This window comes from Paenibacillus humicus NBRC 102415 (assembly GCF_004000905.1).
GTDB classification, from domain to species: Bacteria; Bacillota; Bacilli; order Paenibacillales; family Paenibacillaceae; genus Paenibacillus_O; species Paenibacillus_O humicus.
On sequence record NZ_BIMD01000059.1, the window covers coordinates 1 to 22,100 of the forward strand.

The 22,100-nt window shown below is 59.0% G+C and carries 15 protein-coding genes and 2 pseudogenes; 13 read left to right on the forward strand and 4 right to left on the reverse strand.

All coding sequences use genetic code 11. The features are described from left to right. Positions 1-1,025 (reverse strand): LacI family DNA-binding transcriptional regulator (locus tag PHU01S_RS22875; protein WP_164763166.1); only part of this gene is annotated, 1,025 nt, incomplete at its 3' end. 99 nt (positions 1,026-1,124) lie between these two features. On the opposite strand from PHU01S_RS22875, the gene PHU01S_RS22880 reads away from it, so the two are divergent. Further along, complete coding sequence (locus PHU01S_RS22880; protein ID WP_127510131.1) at positions 1,125-4,250, forward strand: beta-galactosidase; 3,126 nt, start codon at positions 1,125-1,127, stop codon at positions 4,248-4,250. A gap of 273 nt (positions 4,251-4,523) precedes the next feature. Here PHU01S_RS22880 and PHU01S_RS22885 read toward each other — a convergent pair whose 3' ends face one another. Then, on the reverse strand, positions 4,524-5,060 hold the full coding sequence (locus PHU01S_RS22885; RefSeq protein WP_048748303.1) for a nucleoside 2-deoxyribosyltransferase: 537 nt from the start codon (positions 5,058-5,060) through the stop codon (positions 4,524-4,526). Positions 5,061-5,294: 234 nt separating this feature from the next. Between PHU01S_RS22885 and PHU01S_RS22890 the strand changes: the two genes are divergently transcribed. The 12 genes and pseudogenes from PHU01S_RS22890 (at position 5,295) to PHU01S_RS26775 (ending at position 18,245) form a co-directional block, all read left to right on the forward strand. After that, positions 5,295-6,869, forward strand: a complete 1,575-nt coding sequence (locus tag PHU01S_RS22890; protein WP_127510133.1) for a response regulator transcription factor — start codon at positions 5,295-5,297, stop codon at positions 6,867-6,869. Then, on the forward strand, positions 6,866-8,668 hold the full coding sequence (locus PHU01S_RS22895) for a sensor histidine kinase (protein WP_048748304.1): 1,803 nt from the start codon (positions 6,866-6,868) through the stop codon (positions 8,666-8,668). The genes PHU01S_RS22890 and PHU01S_RS22895 overlap by 4 nt, the downstream gene beginning before the upstream one ends. Continuing rightward, positions 8,646-10,211 carry a response regulator transcription factor gene (locus PHU01S_RS22900; protein WP_048748305.1) on the forward strand — a complete coding sequence of 522 codons (1,566 nt, stop codon included), beginning with the start codon at positions 8,646-8,648 and terminating at the stop codon, positions 10,209-10,211. The genes PHU01S_RS22895 and PHU01S_RS22900 overlap by 23 nt, the downstream gene beginning before the upstream one ends. A 100-nt stretch (positions 10,212-10,311) precedes the next feature. Further along, positions 10,312-12,018, forward strand: a complete 1,707-nt coding sequence (locus tag PHU01S_RS22905) for a type 2 periplasmic-binding domain-containing protein (RefSeq protein WP_021879895.1) — start codon at positions 10,312-10,314, stop codon at positions 12,016-12,018. A 156-nt stretch (positions 12,019-12,174) separates the two neighbouring features. Further along, the gene (locus PHU01S_RS22910) at positions 12,175-13,092 is read left to right on the forward strand and encodes an ABC transporter permease (RefSeq protein ID WP_373864558.1); all 918 of its coding nucleotides are present in this window, start codon (positions 12,175-12,177) and stop codon (positions 13,090-13,092) included. Positions 13,093-13,105: 13 nt separating this feature from the next. Further along, on the forward strand, positions 13,106-14,008 hold the full coding sequence (locus PHU01S_RS22915; RefSeq protein WP_021879893.1) for a carbohydrate ABC transporter permease: 903 nt from the start codon (positions 13,106-13,108) through the stop codon (positions 14,006-14,008). A gap of 184 nt (positions 14,009-14,192) precedes the next feature. Next, positions 14,193-14,429: pseudogene (locus PHU01S_RS27190) on the forward strand (stalk domain-containing protein); the annotation flags it as partial. A 70-nt stretch (positions 14,430-14,499) separates the two neighbouring features. Continuing rightward, on the forward strand, positions 14,500-15,471 hold the full coding sequence (locus tag PHU01S_RS22925; RefSeq protein WP_281279840.1) for an ABC transporter substrate-binding protein: 972 nt from the start codon (positions 14,500-14,502) through the stop codon (positions 15,469-15,471). Continuing rightward, the gene (locus PHU01S_RS22930) at positions 15,471-16,499 is read left to right on the forward strand and encodes a FecCD family ABC transporter permease (RefSeq protein ID WP_232313173.1); all 1,029 of its coding nucleotides are present in this window, start codon (positions 15,471-15,473) and stop codon (positions 16,497-16,499) included. The genes PHU01S_RS22925 and PHU01S_RS22930 overlap by 1 nt, the downstream gene beginning before the upstream one ends. Next, entirely contained in the window at positions 16,496-17,287 is a 792-nt protein-coding gene (locus PHU01S_RS22935) for an ABC transporter ATP-binding protein (protein ID WP_048748308.1), read from the forward strand. Before PHU01S_RS22930 ends, PHU01S_RS22935 begins: the two co-directional genes overlap by 4 nt. Before the next feature lie 52 nt (positions 17,288-17,339). Further along, positions 17,340-17,717, forward strand: a pseudogene (locus tag PHU01S_RS26770) (ankyrin repeat domain-containing protein); the annotation flags it as partial. Between the two features lie 6 nt (positions 17,718-17,723). Beyond that, positions 17,724-18,245 carry an antibiotic biosynthesis monooxygenase gene (locus PHU01S_RS26775; protein WP_232313175.1) on the forward strand — a complete coding sequence of 174 codons (522 nt, stop codon included), beginning with the start codon at positions 17,724-17,726 and terminating at the stop codon, positions 18,243-18,245. Positions 18,246-18,308: 63 nt separating this feature from the next. On the opposite strand, the gene PHU01S_RS22945 is transcribed toward PHU01S_RS26775, so the two are convergent. Then, positions 18,309-18,644, reverse strand: coding sequence for a helix-turn-helix domain-containing protein (locus tag PHU01S_RS22945; RefSeq protein ID WP_094248001.1), 336 nt, complete (start codon positions 18,642-18,644; stop codon positions 18,309-18,311). Between the two features lie 242 nt (positions 18,645-18,886). Then, on the reverse strand, positions 18,887-21,955 hold the full coding sequence (locus tag PHU01S_RS22950; protein WP_049867068.1) for a PAS domain-containing hybrid sensor histidine kinase/response regulator: 3,069 nt from the start codon (positions 21,953-21,955) through the stop codon (positions 18,887-18,889). Positions 21,956-22,100 lie beyond the last annotated feature (145 nt).

The window sequence follows — 22,100 nt, forward strand, 5'->3', positions numbered from 1 at the left end:
AGAGCTTCGACGGCTCTCTGGCCGAGCACTTCCTTGCCGAGATCGACCGTCGTCAGCGGCGGCTGGCTGCGCGTCGAGCCTTCGATGTTGTCGATGCCGGCGACGCGGCAGCGATCCGGCACCGCCACGCCGCGGGCGCGCAGCATGCTCAGCAGGGCAATCGCGATGTCGTCGTTGGCGCACAGGAAAGCGTCGGGAAGGTCCTCTTCCTTGAGCCTCCCGAGCCGCGCGTCCAGATCGCCTTCCCACTCCCTGGAGTAAGGCACATTCCATCGCCGCAGCTCGCCTGCCTTGCGCAGGGAGAACATCTGCTCCAGCGCCGAGCGGCACCCGAGCCAGCGCTCGCGGAAGCTGACCGAGAACTTCTCGCTTCCGACAAAGATGAAGCGCCTGCAGCCATGGTCGAGCAGGGCGCCGGCGATCATGCGCGCGGCGGCGATGTTGTCGTTGGCGACGCTGTCGAGCCCGGAGAACGGCTCCTGATGGTCGACGAGCACGACCGGAATCCCGGTTCTTTTCATGGCGGTGAGATGCCGCAGGGGAAACGCTCCGACAGCGAGACCGCCGACGCACAGCGAACGGTTGAGATAGGGAGGCAAAATATCTTCCTGCCGGCCTTCACCCATCGGAGAGAGGACGACGGTTCCCCAGCCGCGCGAGCGGCAGCCTTCCTGGATGCCGGACAGGACGCGCTGCCAGTACATAGGTTCTTCCAAATGTCCCCGCGACATCCATATGACGACGAACCGCTCATGGCCGGGGGCATCTGTCGCCCGTTGTTCCCCGCCATCGACGATGGCCTGAATGCCGGCCGCCGTGCCCGGCGACTCCGCCGCGCGCGGCGCGGAGCGGGAAAGGCGCGCCTCTGGAGGGCTGTAGCCCATCGCTTTGGCCGTGTCCAGCACTTTCTGGCGCGTCGCTTCGCTGACGCCCGACTTGCCGGACAATGATTGGGAAACGGTATATTTGGACACTTGCAGCCGATCGGCGATCTGCTGCATCGTGATTTTTTTTCCTCTTGACATGAAAGCCTTCACCCTCTAAAGTTTGGTTGCTTTCTGATGGTTATTAGCCTAACAAACCTAACAAACCTATTATAAATCAAAACCGCGGGGTGCTCAATCATGAAAAAATGGCTGACCTTCTATGACAATGAATTTCCTTTTGCCGGTCCTCGACCTGGAAGCGCCGACCTCGGCGCTTTGCAGGACACGCTGACCGGAGCGGCCGAGCTGGCCGACAAATTAAGGGAAGAACGGCCGCAAGCGCTCGTCATGCTGCATGGACCGTACTTTCCCAAGCAGGCATGGCCGGCTCTGCTGGAGCATGTGAAGCGCGGCGGAGGTCTCGTGACGATCGGCGGCATACCGCTGCGCATTCCCGTTCTCCATACAGCCGAGGGCTGGCTGCCCGAGGCGGAGCAGACGTCGTATCACCAAACAATCGGCATCCATGAAGCGCTTGAAGTCCAGACCGGCCTGGTGACGGAGCTCAAATCCTCCCGCGCCATTCCGCTGCTGTCCGGCGACGAGGGGCTTTTCTCGCCTGCTCCGACCTACGGGCTGGCTCTTCATGTGACTCGCTCGCATGACCATCCGGCCGAGAACGGCTCGGGCGGTCCGATGGACGCCCATATTTATCCGCTGCTGACCGGCCTCGACAAGGACGGCCGCGAGCGCTGCGCTCCCGTCGTGCTGATCGAGAATACGAAGGGCGACTTCGCCGGCGGACGCTGGATCCTTGCGAACCGCGAAGCCGGAGCGGCATTCTGGGAGGGCGGGAAAGGCGCCGAGGCGCTTGCCCGCTGGGCGGCATTCGCCGTCAGCGGCGTGACGGAATGGTGGCTCAAGCCGAACTACGCCTGCTTCGAGATCGGCGAGAAGCCGGTGCTGACGTTCCAGCGCCAGCGGCTGAACGTGCAAGGGGACAGCGAGTGGAGCGTGCGGTATGAGGTCCGTCTTGAGGGAGGGCAAGGGGATCGCGTCGTAGCCGAAGGCGGCTTCGAGCTGTCTTCCGGAGCGCTGGCCGACTATGAGCGCGTGCCGCTGCCGTTCCAGGCGGAACCGGGCTACTACAGCGTCGAAGCGGAGCTGACCGGCAAGCAGAGCGGCGAGATCCGCCGCCTTTCCCAGGGCTTTTGGGGACGCGACGAGGAGCTGCTGCGCCGGGGCGAGATGATTACGGTGAACCGCGATTATTTCGTCAAGGAAGGCAAGCCGCTGCCCATCGTCGGCATGACCTACATGACGAGCGACGTCGCGCGCAAATACCTCCATCTGCCAAACGCGTCCGTGTGGAACCGCGACATGGCGCAGATGGCGAAGGCCGGCATCAACACGATCCGCACCGGCCTCTGGACGGCTCTCCGCAAGATGGCCTTCGTGGACGGCCATGTCAGCGAAGAGATGCTGCGCGCCGTCGATGCGCTGTTCCTGACGGCCAAGCGCCACGGCCTCGAGGTCGTCTTCAACTTCTTCGCCTTCACGCCGGAGCTGTGGGAAGGGGAGAATCCTTATCTCGATCCGCGCAGCGTGGAAGCCCAGAAGCGGTTCATCACGTCCATCGTTACGCGTCACAAGCATTCCGCCCACGTGCACTGGGATCTCATCAACGAGCCGACGATGTTCGATCCGAACAAGCTGTGGAACGCCGCGAGCACGCTCGGAGACCGCTTTGAGCTGGCCGCTTACCGCGAATGGCTGCAAAAGCGCCACGGCTCCATCGTCAAGCTGCAGGAGCGATGGAACATGACCGAAGCCGAGCTGCCTTCGTTCGACGGCATCATGCCGCCGACGCCTGGCGATATCGGCTTCTCCACGACAGAGCTGTACGAGAAGCGCAGCGGCCAGTGGCTCGATTACCTGCTCTTCTCGCAGGACATGCACAACCGCTGGGCTTCCGAGCTGCGCGCGGCGATCCAGGCCGTCCAGCCGAAGCAGCTGGTGACGGTCGGCCAAGACGAGGGGCTGCAGGCGCAGCGTCCGTCCCCGCTCTTCTATGAAGAAGCGGTCGACTACACGACCGTGCACTCGTGGTGGAAGAACGACCAGCTCGTGCTTGACGGCATTTTCGCGAAGACGCCTTATAAGCCGAACGTCATCCAAGAGACCGGCATCATGTATATCGAGACTCCGGACGGCTTCGCCAAGCGCACCGAGGAAGAGCTGCACAGCATCCTCGAGCGCAAGTACGCCTATGCGTTCTCGACCGGCGGCGCCGGAGCGGTCCAATGGATCTGGAACATCAACTTCTACATGCACAATATCAACGAGTCGCATATCGGCGCCCTGCGCGCCGACGGCACCGAGAAGCCGGAGGCCGATGTGTCCTACGACTTCGGACGCTTCATCCGCGAAGCGGGCCATCTGTTCGAGGACCGCAAGCTGGAGGAGGTCGCGGTCGTCTATCCGTACAGCAACGACTTCTCCAACCGCTCGCTGGCCGAGGACATCACTTCGCGCCTGACGCGCTCGCTCGCCCACCGGATGAATGTGCCGTTCCGCTCCTTAGGGGAGTATGACCTGCATGTGCTGAAGGATGCGGCCTACGAGCAGCCGAAGCTGATTCTGATGCCGTCGGCACATGCGCTCAGCGACGAGGCTTTCCGCGATCTTACCCGCTGGGCGGAGACGACGGGAGGCACGCTGCTCGTGACCGGCCCGCTGAACCTGGATGCCTACTGGCATCGCAGCAGCCGCGCCGAAGCGCTCACCGGCCCGGCCGTTCTGGCCAACATCCGCCGCGAGGAAGCGCTGGAGCTGGACGGCGAGCTGCTGCAGATCGGCTTCGCCGGCGACGCCATCGCCAAGCTGAACAAGCAGACGCTGCTGGATGAAAACGGACGTCCCGTACAGGCGGCCTCCCAGCTTCATGAGATCGCGATCGGCAATGGACGCCTCCTCTGGTGTCCGCTTCCGCTGGAGCTGGCCGAGAGCTATATCGCTCTCGAGGCCGTGTACGACCGCGCTCTCGAAGCTGCGGGAGTATCGGCCGAGCTGGAATGGGAGCAGGGAGGAGAGCTCGCGGGCGTATACGGACGCAAGCTCGATTTCGCCCATGGCGCCGTCTATATTTTCGTATCGGAATATGCTCTGGACGCCAAGATCGCCATCAAGGACCCCGTTACGGGCAGCCGCTATTCCTTCACGCTGGAAGCCGAGCGCTCGGTGCTGTTCGCGGCGGACCGGGAAGGCCGCATCGTCAGCGTCTACCGTCCGGATCAGGTCGAAATCCAGGCGCAAAACGGCTGAGACGGACCCGCTAGAGTTGCCGGCTGCCGGCTGCAACCGGACCGCTGCCGAACGCCTGGCGGCCGGCTGGCTGCAAGCCTGCGGATAAGCGGCAACGTAACGGACAGCAAGGTATTGTCCGTCCCATGAACAACATCGCTATACGGAAAGAGCCTCCGCCGGTTCAGCTGGCAGAGGCTCTTTTGCGTACAAAGGCATTCTTAAACGGCTGAACCGGCCGGGAAACGCTGTGGAGGAAGGCTCATCCGCGCCTGTCAGGCATCGGCTCCTCCGTTACTGCGAAGATGCGGCTTGGCTCCGAAAGTCCGCGGCGGCCAGCTTCAACGCGTCCTCAAGCGTCCCCTCCGCTATGGCGGCGGGGACGCCCAGCATCAGATTTACCGGCAGTCCGAACGCTTCGATGGACATGCCGTCGCGGTACAAGCCGGTGTCGGAATCCGTATCCTCCCGGAGCTTGTCCTCCATCGTCCGTGCGTCCAGCAGATGGGCGTACAGAGGCTTGCCCAGGGCGTATGCAAGCCCGCATTCAAAGACCGTGCCGGCGTCGGGCTCCTGACCCCGGAACGGATTCAGGTTGGCGATGACGAGATCCGCCTGCCGCACAAGCCGGACGTTGCCCTCGAAGATGGCTTGCGCCGTTGCCGAGCGCGAAGGAAGCGGCTTGATGTCCTTGTCGAGCGGGAAGATGCCCTGGAAGCCGTATTCGGAGCAGAGCGCCTTCAGCCGCCTGCCTTCCTCGGCCGCATCGGGCCGGAACACCTCGAAGCCTGCCAGGTATGCTTTTGGAATTGCCGCCTCTGAGTTTGCCATCGGAATTATCTCTCCTCTATTTTTCTGGTTCAATTATAAGGGATATTCCTCTCTCAAGAGAAGACAGTTGGCTGGAAAGGCGGGGCAGGCAAGAGATGGGGCGGATTTCCATGCCTATGAATGCCTGCTCGTTGAAGAGATGGATTGTGATTTTATTTTCCCCGTGGTTATAATGAGCTGACTGATGAAGTCTCCTGATGCCGTAGGATAAATTAGGACAGGCAGGTGGCAGCCGTGTTCAAGGTTCTGGTTGTGGATGATGAGCCGATGATGCTGGATGGGTGGCGGTCGATCGTGGATTGGACCGGGCACGGCTACGAGCTGTGCGGAATGGCCGAAGATGGATTGGAAGCGCTCTCTTTTGTGGAGAACGGGAAGATCGATCTGTTGGTGACCGATATTCGGATGCCCTTGATGGACGGTCTGGAGCTGATCCGCACGCTCCAGGAGGACAAGGGGATCCGCGTCAAAACCGTCATCGTCAGCGGGTATTCTGAATTCAGCTATGCGCAGCAGGCCATGCGTTATCAAGTGGAACACTATCTGCTGAAGCCGCTGCTTCCGGACGAGATCCACCGTCTGCTGGCCGAGCTCGCACCGCCTCTGGAGGAAGAGAGAAGAAGGGAAGCGGCCAGGGACAAGGACACGGCCGCGGCTGCCGCCTCCATCATCGTCCGGCTGCTCGGAGGCGGAGCGGCCGATGCGCTGGAGGAAGCAAGCCGTCTTCTGGGAGCGGAAAAGCACAGCCGGTGCCGCCTGATTGTCGCCGAAGATGCGGCCGGTCCTCGCGACAATACGGGAATTGGGACCGCGCTGGAGAACCGGCTGAAACCGATCGCCGAAGCGTTCCGGAAGAACAAGCTCGGAGCCTGGAGCTTCAGAGTCGGGCCTGGACGGATCGGTCTGCTCATCATCGGACCCGAGACGGAGGAGGAGGGTTTCGAAAGCCTTTTGGCGGATGCTTCCACCGGTCTGGAGGACTTGCTCCGGCAGACGGCGCTGTTTTGCAGCGGAGCCGCGGAGCTGTCCTTGCTGCCCGAGCTTTACAGGCAGATCGAGAACATGCGCGGAAGAAGGCTCCCCGAACAACGTCAAGGGGTGTTCCGTCACGCGGGCTGCTTCCAGCCCGGGCCGTGCACGCTGGAGGAGGTCACGATTCGAACCGACTCGCTGGTCCGGTCCATCCAAGCCGCCGATTTCAAAGCTATCGACAGCTCCGTTGACAGGCTGAGCGATTTGCTGGCGCAAGCGGGCTTGCGGGGAGGCTGGAGGAGAATGGTTCTGGATCATGTGCGGGGAGAGCTGCTCCGCGCATTTGGAGAAGCAGCCGTGAAACCGATCGCAGGCCGCGCAGCAGCTGAGCAGAGCCTGCTTTTGCGCGAACGTCCTGAGCTGATCCCGGCAGAGGAGGCGGATGCTGCGCTCAAGCGGATTTGCGCCATAATCGCCCATGATCTCGCAGCGGCCAAGCCGACAACAAGCGATGCGCGCAAGGCGGTCGAGGAAGCCGTAGCCATGCTGAAGCGGGAGTTCCGATCCCGGATCAAGCTGCAGGAAGTAGCCGGGGCTTTGGGATTTCATCCGGTCTATTTCGGCCAGCAATTCAAGAGAGAGGCCGGATTGTACTTCCATGACTACGTTCACCGGCTGCGGATCGAGGAAGCCCAGCGGCTGCTTCGGCGAACGGATCTGAAAATGGCCAGCATAGCCAAATCCCTCGGCTATCGCGACACGGACACTTTTACCGCCAAATTTAAGGCGATTGCGGGAGAGCTTCCTTCCGCTTACAAGAGCAGGTGGTCGAGATGAAGGGCAGAATCGACAGGCTCAGAATTTTCTACAGAATCAACGATATTCCCTTGAAGCTCAAATTCCTGCTGATTTATCTGCTGTGCGTGCTGGTTCCAATCATGTCGATCAACGTGTTCTTCTATTACCGCAATTCGGAAGACATCCAGCTCCGCGAGAAGGAAAACCTGAGAAAATCGATGGAGCGGGCATCCGGCGAGCTGCTGGGCATGATCGAGGAAAGCGTCGCGCTCGACCGGTCGATTGCAAGCGACGATTCGATCTACGAGGCGCTCGACCGAGAGTACGAATCCCCGATTGAATACTATAAAGTGTACAACAGCTTTCTCCGCGACCGGATGACGCGCTACAAGTCCGACAACATCCTGCAGGTCCGCGTCTATACGAACAACTTGTCCATCCAGAGCGGAACCAATTATCAAGTCATTGAAAGCATTTCGAAGGATCTCCCGTGGCTGGAGCAGCTGAATCGGTCCAGAGTCAACATCCTCACAGTCGCTTATGACGAGAAAAGCGGTTTTAATCCGGGTCAGAGAATCAGTGTGGTCAGCCGAATGAACACCTTCTCCTCCTACAGCAAATATATGAAGTTCGTGCGCATCGACCTCAATATAGAGAAGATCGAAAGCATTCTGAACCGGGAAATCGACAGCCTGAAGCTGCGCCTGCTGGATGAAAAAGGGCGTACAGTCGCCTCCAGTCCGGGGTTGGAGGCCGAAGGAGCAGATTCGGCCCGGCCGGCCGCCGGCTACACCATGAACCACGCGATTGGAGACTTCAGTTATGTAAAGAACTGGAGGCTTGTCGGCGTGGCGGATACGCATCGGATCGACAGCCTTCTTCATGATGCTTTTATTTCTATTGTCTGGCTGGCCGTGCTGAGCACCCTTATCCCGTCGCTGCTCATTTTCATCCTTTTCCGCTCTTATCATTACCGTGTGAAGAAACTGTCCAGGCATATGGAGAAGGTGCGCAATGAGCGATTCGATCTTATTGACATCCAGGAAGGGCGCGACGAGATCGGGGGCTTGATCCGGACGTTCAATGTCATGATTGAGAAAATAACCTCTCTGATCAACGACGTCTATAAGCTGGAAATCCGGCAGAAAAACATGGAGCTGGAAACGGTCCGAACAGAGCTTTCCATGCTGCAAAGCCAGATGAATCCCCATTTTTTGTTCAACACGCTGAACGCTCTGTTGATTGTATGCGTCAAGAACGGCTATACGGGGGTAACCGGAATCATCAAGAACCTGTCCGTGCTTATGCGTCAGCTGCTCAGCGGAGCTGACGGGCTCGTGCCTCTCCGGGAAGAGCTCGAGTTCACCTCGATGTATTTGCAGATCGAGAAGTTCCGTTTCGGCGACCTGTTCAACTACTCGTTCCATATCGATCCGGAAGCGATGGATCTTCTCATTCCGCGGATGAGCATTCAGCCGCTGGTCGAGAATGCTTGCAAGCATGGGCTGCAGGCGAGGAAAGAAGCGCGGACCATCTCGATCGCCGCCAAGCTGACCGAGCTCGCTCTGGAAGTGCACGTGAGAGACAACGGCATCGGCATGGAAGAAGACAAGCTTAAGCGGCTGATGGAGAATGTCCGCGTCGACAATGCGATGGACGGCCGCATTGGAATCAGGAATGTCTACCGCCGTCTGGAGCTATTCTATCATGCGAATGTTCGCTTTATTCTGGAGAGCTCTCCCGGCCTCGGGACGGACGCCGGCTTCCATATTCCGCTTTCCAGGCTGCTTTCGAATGAAGAGGAGGGCATAAGCCGTGTACACCGTCCTTTTGGTTGATGACGAGCCGATCGCTGCCGAGGGGCTCATGCTTATGATCGATTGGGAAGGCTTCGGTTTCCGGGTAGCGGGCATCTATCATACAGGGCAGGATGCATTTGAACATATAAGCCGCGATCCGCCGGACCTCGTTGTGACGGATATCCGGATGCCGCTGATGGATGGATTGGAGATGATCGAACAGACCCGGCAGCGGGGGAATACGGACACTCAATTCGTTCTGACAAGCGGCTACAACGATTTTCACTACGCCAGGAGAGCGCTGCATCTCGGCGTTACGTCCTATCTGGTCAAGCCGATCCTCGACCGCGAAGCCCGCGAGGTGCTCGACGGCGTGCTGAGCATGATCCGGGACAAGGAGCGGCAAGTCCGGATTCAGGAGAGCGCGGGCCGCTATGCCGTCGACCATTCTCTGTCCGTGCTGGTCTTCGGAGGCGACGAAGAAGCAGTGGACGAGGCGAAATCAGTGGCATCCTCCTGGGCGGGAGAGGCGGAGGGATGGACGTACATCCACGTCGATGCCGACGAAGCGGATAGAGGCTGCGCTCGCGAGACGGCTCGGAACCTTGCCGAGAGCACCCCATTCTGCCGGTTGATCGATCGAGACCCGGATGCGTTCGGCCTCGTGCTCGGCTGGCGCCATCCGGCTGAGCCTGCCGTCCGGTCTTTTGCAGATCGGCTGCTGGCCTTATTGCGGGAACGATCGGAAGGGCGGCCGAGAATTGCGGTTGGCTGCGGCGTGAAGCGGCTGGAGGAGCTTGTGGAATCTGCGGCAGGAGCAGCGGAAGCCGAGCGCTTTTTGTTCTTCGGAAAAACGGATATCGTGTATTATGACGAGATCCGCGATCGGACCCTTACCTTCGATCCCGAGATTCTGAAACTGGCCGATGGCATCGTCGACATCGTGGAGAGCGGCCGCGGAGAAGCGCTGTCCGATTCAATACTGGGCGCGTTGCGGACCTTTGAATCCGATCGGATCGCTCCGGAGCTGATTTCGATCTTCCTGATTCAGGTCGTGCTTCGCTGCGCCTCGCTCTACAAGGAAATGGGAGGAGATTCAGATGAGCTTCTATTGAATTGGGGCATGGATCAAAAGCTCAGGAAAGGGCTGAACCTATCGGATGCGGGGGTTTTGCTGGTGGAGTTCTGCCTGCAATGCCAGAGCGCCTGTGCTTCCCTTCTGGATCGCCGGAGCGGGGGCGCCATCCGGAAAGCGGCGGATTATCTGCGCCTTCATTATGCCGAGCCCAGCACGATCAAGGAAATCGCCGAGCGCTTGTTTGTCAATCCTGTCTACTTGGGACAATCCTTCTCCCGCAAGTTCGGCATCGGAATCCTTGATTTCATCCATGATTTGCGCATCAATGAGGCTGTAAATAGGCTTCAGGGAACGGATGAGCCGCTGTCGTCGATCGCGGAATCGGTCGGATACAGGGGGTATCAGCAATTCCTCAAGCAATTCGAGAAGCGGCTAGGGATGAAGCCGGCTGAGTTCAGGAGCCGGGAGCGGAATAACGGACTTGCCGGAGATGGACGCCTTTAATTCTGGGGGGGCAATGCTTAATTTTACTTATTATGTAACCGCATACATTTCTCCATACTGAAGAAGCAAGGATTCAAGATTTCCGAAGGAGGAGAAATAGATGGGGGTAATCCCAACCAATGCTCTGCGAGGAACGGCTGCGATCGTCCTTGCCATGAGCCTGGCGCTCGCCGGCTGCAGCGAATCAAACGGGGGCGGAACGAACCAGGCCTCGACTTCCGCTAATGGCGGAACGGATTCCGCTTCGCCGCCTGCGGCCACGGACAATGCGAAGCCGCTGGACATCTCCATGTTCATCGTGACACCCAACCAGGCGCCTGCTCCGGACAACCGGATTTACAAGAAGATTCAGGAGGAGCTCAACGTCAAGATCAACATGGAATTTCTGGTAGGAGACGCGCAGCAGAAGATCGGCGTCATGATTGCTGGCGGCGAATACCCGGATCTGATTACGGCCGATACGAAGCTGGTTGCGGCCAAAGCGGTCATTCCGCTGGAGGATCTTATCGAGCAGTATGCTCCGAACCTGAAGAAGCACTACGCCAGCGCCTGGAACAAGATGAAGGATTCCAGCGACGGCCATATCTATTGGCTGCCTAACTACGGCATTGTTTCAGGACAGGATCTTGGCACCTACTACTCGGGTCCGGCCTTCTGGATTCAGAAGGATGTGCTCAAGGAAGCGGGATACCCCACTCCGAAAACGCCGGATGAATATTTCAAGCTTATCCGCGATTATGCGGCCAAACATCCCAAGATCGACGGCAATCCGACGATCGGCTATACGACGCTGGCATACGACTGGCGGACGTTCCCGCTCCTCAATCCGCCGGAGCATTTGACAGGACATCCGAACGACGGCGGCGTTGTCGTGGATGACGGAGTCGCGATGGTATTCGCCGACAAAGACATTTCCAAGCGCTATTACAAGGATTTGAACAGTCTGTTCAACGAGGGCCTGATGGATAAAGAGGCTTTCGTGCAAAATTATGACCAATATTTGGCCAAAATCGCCTCGGGCCGCGTGCTCGGCATGTTCGACCAGCATTGGAACTTCCAGACCGCCGAGGATACGCTGGTCTCGCAGGGCAAGATCGGCAGCACTTATGTGGGATTCCCGCTCACGTATGATTCCAGTATCAAAGAGTACTATCGGGACAGCGCGCTTCCCAATCTCAACAACGGATTCGGAATCAGCAAGGACGCCAAGGATCCGGTGCGGATCATCAAGTTCCTGGACGCTCTCATGAGTGAGGATTGGCAGAAAACGCTGTCATGGGGCGAGAAAGACGTGGATTACAAAGTCGGAGACGACGGCAAGTTCTATCGTACGCCTGAACAGCGCAAGCAGCAGGAAGACCCGACCTGGAAGCTGGCCAATCGTGCCGACGGGCTGTTCGGCGCTCTGCCCAAGATTGAAGGCACCTTCTCCGATGGCAACGCCACCAGCGCGGGCAACCAGCCTGGCGAATACTACGATTCGCTGAAGGCCGAGGACAAAGAGCTGCTCGATGCTTACGGCTTCAAGACTTGGATGGATTTCTTCTCTCCTCCTCCCCCGAATCCGGTCTACTATCCGGCATGGCAGATCGATCTGATCGACGGATCGCCGGCTGCGGTCGCAAACAAGCAGATGACGGATGCTTCCCTCAAGTACCTGCCGATCGCCATCATGTCCAAGACGGATAAATTCGACCGTGCTTGGGACGATTATGTGGACGCTTACAAAAAAATCAATGTGAAGGCTTACGAGGACAGAATCAACGAACAGATACAATGGCGCATGAAAAACTGGGCCAGCAACTAGCCCAGCCAAGGCAGGAAAGGCTGTGGCAACCGGCGGCGCGTAAGCCGCCGGCTGCCATCGCTAATCCTCGTCAGGCCGAGGCAGCATCGGAGGTGCGGAGAAATGGAAGAAATTCCGGAAGGACACATGCAATTGAACCATGCCGAAACGGCGCCCATGCTCCGGGCTTCCCGCTTCAGGCGGCTGCGCGATCAAAAGCAGCTCATGTGGATGTCGCTGCCCATACTGGCCTACGTTTTTTTATTTTCGTATTACCCTATCTGGGGCTGGACGATGGCGTTTCAGAACTATAGTCCGGCCAAGAGCTTCGGGGAGCAGGCGTGGGTAGGCTTCGACCAGTTCAAGTTTTTGTTCGGAGACGATACCTTTCTGCTCGTGCTGCGCAATACGATCGCCATGAGCGTCATCAACATGGTGCTTGGTTTCGTGACCGCAATCGCCTTTGCAGTCCTGCTCAACGAGGTCAAGACCCGCTGGTTCAAGCGGACGATCCAGACCATTTCCTATCTGCCTCATTTTCTTTCCTGGATCATCGTCACCGGCATCGTCGCGACGACGCTTTCGGTCGACGGAGGCATTGTCAACGTCCTCCTGATGAAGCTTGGATTCATTCAGGAGCCGATCATGTGGCTGAGCAAGCCGCACTACTTCTGGGGAATTGTCGGTGCTTCCCATGTGTGGAAGGAGATAGGCTGGAACGCGATCATCTATTTGGCCGCTATTACGTCCATTGATCCATCCCTATACGAAGCGGCCGAAATAGATGGGGCCAACCGCTATAGAAAAATGCTGCATGTCACGCTTCCGGGCATCAGGCCGATCATCATCATCCTGCTTATCATGAACCTGGGCTGGATTCTGGACGCCGGCTTCGAGGTGCAGTACCTGCTGGGCAACGGAGTCGTCGTCGACTGGTCCCAGACGATCGACATCTTCGTGCTCAAATACGGGCTGCAAATCGGCAATTACTCGCTTGCGACGGCAGCAGGCATATTCAAGACGGTCGTCAGCATCGTTTTACTTTTCTCCGCCAACATGCTCGCCAAGCGGTTCGGCGAAAACCGATTGATCTGAGGAGGACAGCCCGATGAGAACAAGATCGCCGCGGCTGGAGCCGGCCGCCTTCCATTCGTTCAATGCCATCGTCATGATCTTGCTGGCGATCGTAACCCTTTACCCGTTCTTGAATACGCTGGCCATATCGTTCAATGCCGGCAACGATACGATTCGGGGGGGCATCTATCTGTGGCCGAGGGTATGGACGAGCCAGAACTACAAGGCCGTATTCGCAGGCGGAGCCATCTATCATGCATTTTGGATCTCGGTCGCGCGGACCGTCATCGCCGTCGTCCTCAACCTGTTTCTGACTTCCATTTTGGCTTACGCGGTCAGCCGCAAGGAATACGTCTTCGCCAAGCCGATCACGATCATCGTCGTGCTGACGATGTATTTCAACGCAGGCCTCATTCCATCGTATTTCTTGATCAAGGACCTTCATCTGCTCAACCATTTCCTGGTCTACATCATCCCCGGCCTGATCAGCGCCTTCAACATGATCGTCATCCGGACCTATATCCAGACGCTTCCCGAGGGGCTGATCGAATCGGCGAAAATGGACGGGGCGGGCGATTTCCGGACGTTCATCTCGATCGTCCTGCCGCTCTGCCAGCCGGTTCTGGCTACTGTCGCGCTATTCGTGGCGGTCGGCCAGTGGAACGCCTGGTTCGATACCTTCCTGTATGCTTCATCCAAGCAAAATCTCAGTACGCTGCAGTACGAGCTGATGAAGCTGCTTTCCTCTTCGATGTTCTCGAACAGCAGTGCTTCCGTCGCCAACGGAGCGGATAAGGGGGCCGTGCACAATATGGTGACGCCCATGTCGATTCGGGCTTCGATAACCATCGTCGCGTCCCTTCCGATCCTGGTGGTCTATCCGTTCCTGCAGAAGTATTTCGTGCAAGGACTTCAAATCGGCGGCGTGAAGGAGTAGCGAAGAGAGCGGATGTCCGAGAAGGGCTCCGCAGGTAGACGGCGGGTTCGGCGGCATGAGGAACAAGATAAAGAGCCTTCTACGGCTCTTTTTTTGCTCTCTTTCTATTGACAATGATAATCGTTATCAATATTATAGGGTAGTAATTGATATTGATTCTCATTATTAATCAGGAGGGGTTTACATGGTTGATAAAAAATGGGTGCTGGCAACAGCGGCTTCGGCGCTGCTTCTATCCGCCGGAGCCGGAGTTGCGGCTCCAGCTCAAGTATCTGCGGCGCCCGCCGCCATCAAGGTGGCTCTGGACGGCAAGCAGCTCAGCCTCGATGCAAGTCCGATCGTCACCAGCGGCAGGACGCTGGTGCCGTACAGCTCGATCGTAAAATCCCTCGGAGGAAGCGCGCAGTGGGACGCCTCGTCGAAAACCGTTACGGCTTCCGGCAGCGGCGTGAACGTCAAGCTGACCGCTGGCTCCTCCACCGCATACATACATAAACGGCTCGAAAGTGGCTCTCGACGCCGCCCCTGTCATCCAGAACGGACGCACCTTCGTGCCGCTCCGCCTGCTGTCCGAGGCATTCGGCAAGTGGGTGAGCTGGAATCAAGGCAGCCGCACGGCCGCCATCAGCAGCACCTTGACGCTCAAAACGAGCACAGGCAGCTTCACGCTGAAGGCGAAGCCGAAGCGGATCGTCACCCTCTCGTCGGCGGATACGGAAATGATCTACGCGCTGGGCGGAGCCGTAGTCGGCCGTCCGACCGCGCTCGGCGCCGTCAATCCTCCGGCAGCGGCCTCGGCCGTAGAAGTCGGCAGCACGCACGGCATTCTCTTCGAGAAGCTGGCATCGGTGAAGCCGGATCTCGTCATCGCCAGCCCTGCGCTGAAAAGCCAGCAGGCGACGATCGAGAAGCTGGGCGCCCAGGTGCTGTTCAATTCGCAGAACACGTTCGAGGACATCAAAGCTTCCGTCCGCCTCTACGGCAAGCTGCTCGGCAAAGAGAGCAAGGCGGAGGAAATTACGGCCGGCATGGACAGATCCGTCGGCAGCCTGAAAAAGCCGGCGTCCAAGCCGAAAACGCTCATAGTGTACGGCGCTCCCGGCAGCTTTGTCGTCGCCCTGCCGACGAGCTATCCCGGCAGCTTCCTGGAGCTTGCGGGTGGAGAGAACGTCGCTTCCAAGTTCCCTAAGATGGACACGATGCCCCAATACGCAGAGCTGAGCATGGAGCGCATCGTCGCCTCCAATCCGGAGCTGATCCTGCTGATCACGCATGGCGACGCCGCTGAAGTGAAAGCCGGCTTCAAGAAGCAATTCGAAGGCAATGCGGCCTGGAAGTCGCTGCCGGCTGTGAAAAACGACCGCTTCGAGGTGCTGCCGCAGGATCTGTTCGCAGCCAATCCGGGCATCCGCGCGCCTAAAGCGATCGAGACGATCAACAACCTGCTTCTGCAGGTGGACTGATGGCGGCGGTAATGACTCCGGGAGAGCTCAGGCGCTCCCGAAACCCCGCTTGGGCGCGGAATGCCGCCGTGCTCAGCGCCGTATCCGCATTGCTGGCGCTGGCCGCGCTGTCAGGCCTGGTTATCGGCGCCATCCATATTCCGATCCGGGAAGTGTGGAGCGTGCTGCTCCATCCGGCGGATACGGAAGCCTATCAGATCGTATGGAATCTGAGGCTGCCGAGGGTGCTGACCGGGATGATGGTCGGCTGCTGCCTTGGAACTGCTGGAGCCTTGCTGCAGGGGGTATTCCGGAATCCGCTTGCCGACCCCGGCATAATCGGCGTCTCTTCCGGCGGCGGTCTGGCTGCGATCGCCATCATGATTCTGTTTCCGGCGCAGATCGCGCTGCTGCCTGCCGCCGCTTTTGTCGGAGCTCTGGCCGCATCCGCCGTCGTTTATTTGCTGGCATGGAAGGGAGGGGCTTCTCCGGTGAGGCTGATTCTGGCCGGCGTTGCCGTCAATTCCCTGCTCGGAGCGGCAATGTCCGCCCTGATGATCCTCAACAGTGAAAAGGTGCAGTCCGTGCTGCCCTGGATGTCGGGCAGCTTGAACGGGAGAAGCTGGCCGCATGTCGACACGCTGTTTCCTTATGCGCTGCTCGGCATCGCAGCGGCGATGATGCTGATCAAGCCCGCCAACCTGCTGGCGCTCGGAGACGATGCCGCCAAGCTGCTCGGCGTCCGCGTCGAGGTGTACCGGCTGCTGATCGTGGCTTGCGCCGCTTTCCTGGCCGGCGCCGCCATCAGCACGGCCGGCATGGTCGGCTTTGTCGGCCTTGTCGTGCCGCATATCGCACGTCTGCTCATCGGCGGCGACTACCGGATTTTGCTGCCTGTATCCGCCGTCGGCGGCGCCGCTCTCGTCACTTTGGCGGATACGGCTGCGCGCAGCTGGTTCGATCCGATCGAGTTTCCGGTCGGCATCCTGCTGGCACTGCTCGGAGCTCCGTTCTTCCTCTACCTTCTGCGCAAGGGGGCGAAACGATGAATGTGATTCTAAGCCGCGGACTGAGCTACGGATACCGCAGCCAGCCTGCCGTCGACGCCGTCGACTTCGAGATCCGGACCGGGGAATGGCTCGGCATCGTCGGTCCGAACGGTTCCGGCAAGTCGACCGTGCTGCGCATGCTCGCCAGACTGGTCAAGCCCCATGGAGGGAGCGTGCTGCTGGACGGCGCGGAATTGGATTCCCTGAACCCGAAGGAAACCGCCCGAAAGCTGTCGATGCTGGCACAGAACCAGGATGCTTCGCTTGACATCACGGTCCGGGAGCTGGTCAGGAAAGGCCGGCATCCGCATCTGAAATGGTTTCAGGACGGAAGCTCTTCCGCTCACGAGGATGTCGTCGACTGGGCGATCGCAGCCGCTTCGCTGCAGGAGCTTCAGCATCGTCCGCTCCCGGCGTTGTCGGGCGGAGAACGCCAGCGCGCCTGGCTGGCGATGGCGCTCTGCCAGACGCCGGACATCTTGCTGCTCGATGAGCCCGGCACCTATCTGGACATCGCCCATCAGCTCGATCTGATGGAGCTGGTGCGCAAGCTGAACAAGGAGAGAGGCACGACCGTCGTCATGGTGCTGCATGATCTCAATCAGGCAGCGCGTTATTGCGACCGCCTGCTGGCGGTGAAGAAGGGCAAGATCGCCGCGGAAGGGACTCCTGGCGAGCTGTTCCGGGAAGAGTTTTTCCGCGATATTTTCGGAGTGTCCGGGCGGATCCGCACCGAAGACGGGATTCCCAGCTTTCAGCCGGTGCGGACGGTCAGGCAAAAGGCATAACGGCTTGCGGCTCTATCGCCGCTATATAATTATCTAACAGGAGGAGTCGTAAATGAAGGAACCGGCATTGGATCCATCTCTCGTAAGAGCGTTTGTAGCATCGGCGCATGGAGAGTTTGACCAGGTGAAGGCTTTGCTTGAGCAGGAGCCGAACCTGCTGCATGCGGCGATGAATTGGGGCGGAGGAGATTGGGAGACGGCGGTCGGAGCCGCTGCCCATACCGGTAGGAGAGACATTCTGGAGTGGCTGCTGGAAAAGGGAGCCCGGATCGATCTGTTCGCAGCGGCCATGCTGGGCGAGCTCGCGCTCGTCAAGGCGGCATTGGAGAAATATCCGGCCCAGCTGCATGCGGCAGGCCCGCATGGCATCACGCTTCTGCAGCATGCGCTGATGGGCGGCGAGCAGGCGGCGGCGACGGCAGACTTCCTGAAGTCGATGCTGAATGCTGCTTCCGAAGAGCCTGAAGCCGAAGCAGGAGCCATCCTTGTCGAAAATGTGATCAAGGTGAAGGCTGGGTTCGGAGAGGCTGTTCTTGAACGTTTCGCCAAGCCGAAGCAGGTGCATACGTTCAAAGGGTTCATCCGCATGGATGTGCTGCACGGGAAAGCTGCGGATGGAGACGAGGAAATCCGGGTATGCACGACATGGGAGAGCAAGGCGGACTTCGAAGCCTGGGCGTCCAGCGACTCCTTCCGCGGCGCGCACTCGCGCCGGGACGGAGAATCCGGTGGCGGAGAGCAGGCTCCGGCCAACGGCCCTTCCCACGGCCAAGCTCAAGGTCATGCTCACGGCCAGTCCCACGGCCAAGCTCAAGGTCATGCTCACGGCCAGTCCCACGGACAGGGAGGAGCACTTGGATCGGCAGCTCAAGGTCCGGTAATCGGCAATAAAGTGACGATTTATCGTGTGGCCGCTTCCCATCTGCCTGCGTCAGCCGCTGCAGATGCTTCTGTCTGAGCCTGAACGAGGCCGAAACAAAAAAACAGACGCGGATTCCGATCCGGGTCTGTTTTTTTGCTGTTACTTATCTTCTTTATACTGGATGATCGGCCGGATGACCTGCGAGATCAACCTGATTTTCTCGGGGGAGCAGCCTTCGAGCATATCCATGATCTCGTGGCGGAGAAAATCTTGCGAGCTGCTGTTGGCTCCGCTCAGCAGATACTCCGGAGTTTCCTCCAGGACGACGCAAAGCTCGGATAGTCGGTCGAGATTGAGCGGGGTTTTGCCGCGTTCGATTTTGCTTATGTAAGCATTCGATACATCCAGATGCTCGGCAAGAGCCTCTTGGGTCATCCCCTTCTGCTCACGGGCTTTCTTGATGCGCTTGCCAATAATCGAGTAGTCATATGCCACTATTCCATCACCCTACCAAACTATAACAACCTTTGAAACGGTCTTACATGTATCCCGATTCCAACTGAACCTATCGTTCAATCCTATTCGGAATGGGGGGATGCCCGGGATAGGCATGCCTTCCTGAATGCGCGATTTTCGGCACAGCCAAATGAAAATCCCCTGTGCAAGCTCTGCCCGGGCTGTGCTGAATGCCGGCGGGCGGAGCTATGCATAGGGGATTGTACGGTATGGATAAGCCGCTATTCGTCGCCGGCGCGTGAGCCGATCTCGCCTGCCGCCAGCCGGCTGAGCACGCGCGCGACTTCGGAAGCGAACACCGGCTTGCTGATGAAGTCGTCCATCCCCGCATCCGCGCAGATCTTCTTGTCGGATTCCTGGGCGAAGGCGGTCACGGCGGCGATGGCCGGCTGCCTGCCGAGGGGCAGCCGGCGGCGGATGGCGGACGCCGCTTCAAGGCCGTCCATGACCGGCATCTGCAAATCCATGAACACGATATCGTATCTTTGGCGCTCCAGGATGGACAACGCTTCGGCGCCGTTGCCCGCCGTATCGGCGAGACAGCCCATCTTGGATAGAATCGTCCTCAGCAGCGAGCGGTTGACGGAGTTGTCGTCGACGACCAGCGCCTTGATGCCGGGATAAGAGTTCGCGGCCAGCGGCGTCTCCGGATGAGGCGCTCCGGAATGTTCCGTCTGCAAGAGCTCGGAGTCCTCAGTCTGAGGAAGAGCGAAGCGGAGAACGAAGCTGAATACCGAGCCTTCGTCTTGAACGCTCTCGACTCCGATCGACCCGCTCATCAGCTCCACGAGCTTGCGGCAGATTGCAAGTCCAAGCCCCGTTCCCCCGTACTTGCGGTTGATCGCCGGATGCAGCTGGGAGAACGATTGGAACAGCAGGCTCTGCTTGTCCAGCGGGATGCCGATTCCGGTATCCCTGACGCTGAATTCCACCATGCAGGACGCCTGATCCGAAGCTTGCAGCGAAACCGACACGGTGACGGAGCCCTCGTCGGTGAATTTGACGGCGTTGCCGATGAGATTGGCGAGCACCTGGCGGATTCGTCCCGAATCTCCGATGACGAGGGACGGCAATTCGGCAGGGAAGCCGAGCTCAAGCGAAATGCCCTTGGCTCGCGCGCTGGCTCGGAACAGATCCGCAACGTCCGCGACGGTCTCCCGAATCTGGAACGGCTCCAGATCCAGCTCCATTTTGCCGGCTTCGATCTTGCTGAAGTCCAGCACTTCGTTGAGAATGCGCAGGAGCGCATCGCCGCTCTCGATGATGGTTTGCGCATATCCGTTCTGCTCCTCGTCCAGCTCCGTGCTGGCAAGGAGATCGGCCATGCCCATGATTCCATTCATCGGCGTCCGCAGCTCATGGCTCATGATGGCAAGGAATTCCGATTTGGCCCGGTCGGCTTCTTCCGCCGATTCCTTGGCGCGGATGATTTCCTTTTCCCCGGTAATATCGCGGAAGACGATGACAGAGCCTTTATGCTCGCCGCGGTCGAGGATCGGAGTCACGCTGCATTCGGCAAGGAAGCTGGAGCCGTCCCGGCGCCACAGCACCGTCTCCTGGCTGCGGTAAGGCTGCCCGCCCCGGATCGCCTGGTGGATCGGTGAATGCTCGCTGCGATACGGAGTTCCGTCGGCCCTCGTCTGCTCGATCATGTCGAGGTAGGACCTGCCGGCGATATCGGGGTGGCTCAGCCCGAGCATGGCGGCGGCAGCCGGATTCATGAATACCGAGGCTCCATCCACATCCACGCCCAGAATTCCCTCGGAGACGGCATTGAGAATCAGCGTATATTGATAGCCGAGCTTCTCGATCTGCTCCAGATGGCGCTTCCGCTCGGTGATGTCCTGGGACAGCCCGTAGACGCCGACGACCTCGCCGTCCACGATGATCGGAATGTTGATGGTGTTGATCTCGAGCTCATGGCCTTCCTTGTGCCGTATTTTCAGATCGTATGATTGAGGCTCTCCCTGGCAGGCCAAGCCGAAGTGATGCAGAGTCTTGTCGAGATACTCTTCCGGCACAAGCGGCCCCCAATAGTTGCCGATCAGCTCTTCCATCGAGTAACCGGTCAGCTTTTCGAGGTTGGCGTTGGCTGTCAGATAATCTCCCTGCAAATTCATGGAGTATACGGCCTGCGGACTGTTTTCGAACAGGGATTTGTATTGCTGCTCGCTTTCCTGCAGACGCTTCTCCAACAGCTTCTGCTCGGTGACATCCTGCACGAAGCCGGTATAATGGTACGGCCGTCCGGATTCGTCCACCCGCGGGACGCATTGGGAGTAGACGTAGCGGATCGAACCGTCCGGCAGCGATACCGGATATTCCCATTCCCGGGGCGTGCCGGGATTGCTGGCGCCGAGGCGGAGAAACTGCTTGATATCCTCGGAGGCGTCGGATTCGATGTTGAGCGCATCGATGATGGCGTCGCTTGCGGGCGCCGACAACGGCAGCCTGCCCTCGTACATCGCCCGGGTTTCCTCGGAGAACGACATCTGGTTGGAGATGACATCCCATTGCCAGGCTCCGATCCGCGCCATATCGAATACGGTCTGAAGCATTTCCTCATAGCGCTTCATGGCCGACACATCCCGCGCATAAGTCAGGATGCGCTGCCTCCCATCCGGCAGGTCGAGAACCTTGAAGTAGGACTCCATCCAGATGAAGCGCCCGTCCTTGTGCCGGGTCCGGCGCACGAAGCTGCGGTTCACGTCAAACATATCTCCGTTGGCCATCTCCCGGGCTTCCCGCTCGTGGTAGAACTCCCTGCGGTTGCGTCCGATCATCTCATGGACCTCATACCCGAGAATCTCCTTGCAGGAAGGAGCGATATAAAGGATCGTTCCGTCCGGCGTGCTGCAGCTCACGAGATCCCGAGTATTCTCGACGATCAGCTCGTACAGGTCCTCGTCGAGGGCGATGGGGAATTCCTGCAGGGAATCGGGAAAGGCCTGGACCATGATGGTAGCATGGCCATCCTCCTCCAGCAGGGTGAGCAGGCAGTCGATCCGGACGGCTGCGCCGTCGGCCTTCAGCAGAGTCAGCCCGTGCCGCAAAGGGGATTCGGCCTTGAGCAGCCGCTGGAGGCTTTCCGGATCATCGCCGCCTCCGAGGAAGGGGCCTTGACCGCCGGTTTCCGGGCCGCCCGATTCGGCAATCCATCCGCATAAGCGGCGGAAAGCGGGATTCATCGCGCTCCAGGCGCCGTCCTGGACGGACAGAAACGCGATTCCATCCTTCGAATGGCGGAAAGCCATTTCTGCGAATTGAAGATCATTGTCAGGCAGTTTCATCTAGTATGATTTCTCCTTGTCCTTGGCACGCTGGCGGCAGCCCGCTTTGCTGATAGTATAATCCTTTTCCAATCAAGAAGGAATGCCTATCGTTTGTCATAGGATTGTCATCTCCCCCCGCCGGGTAAAGGTTGTTAGCGTTTTT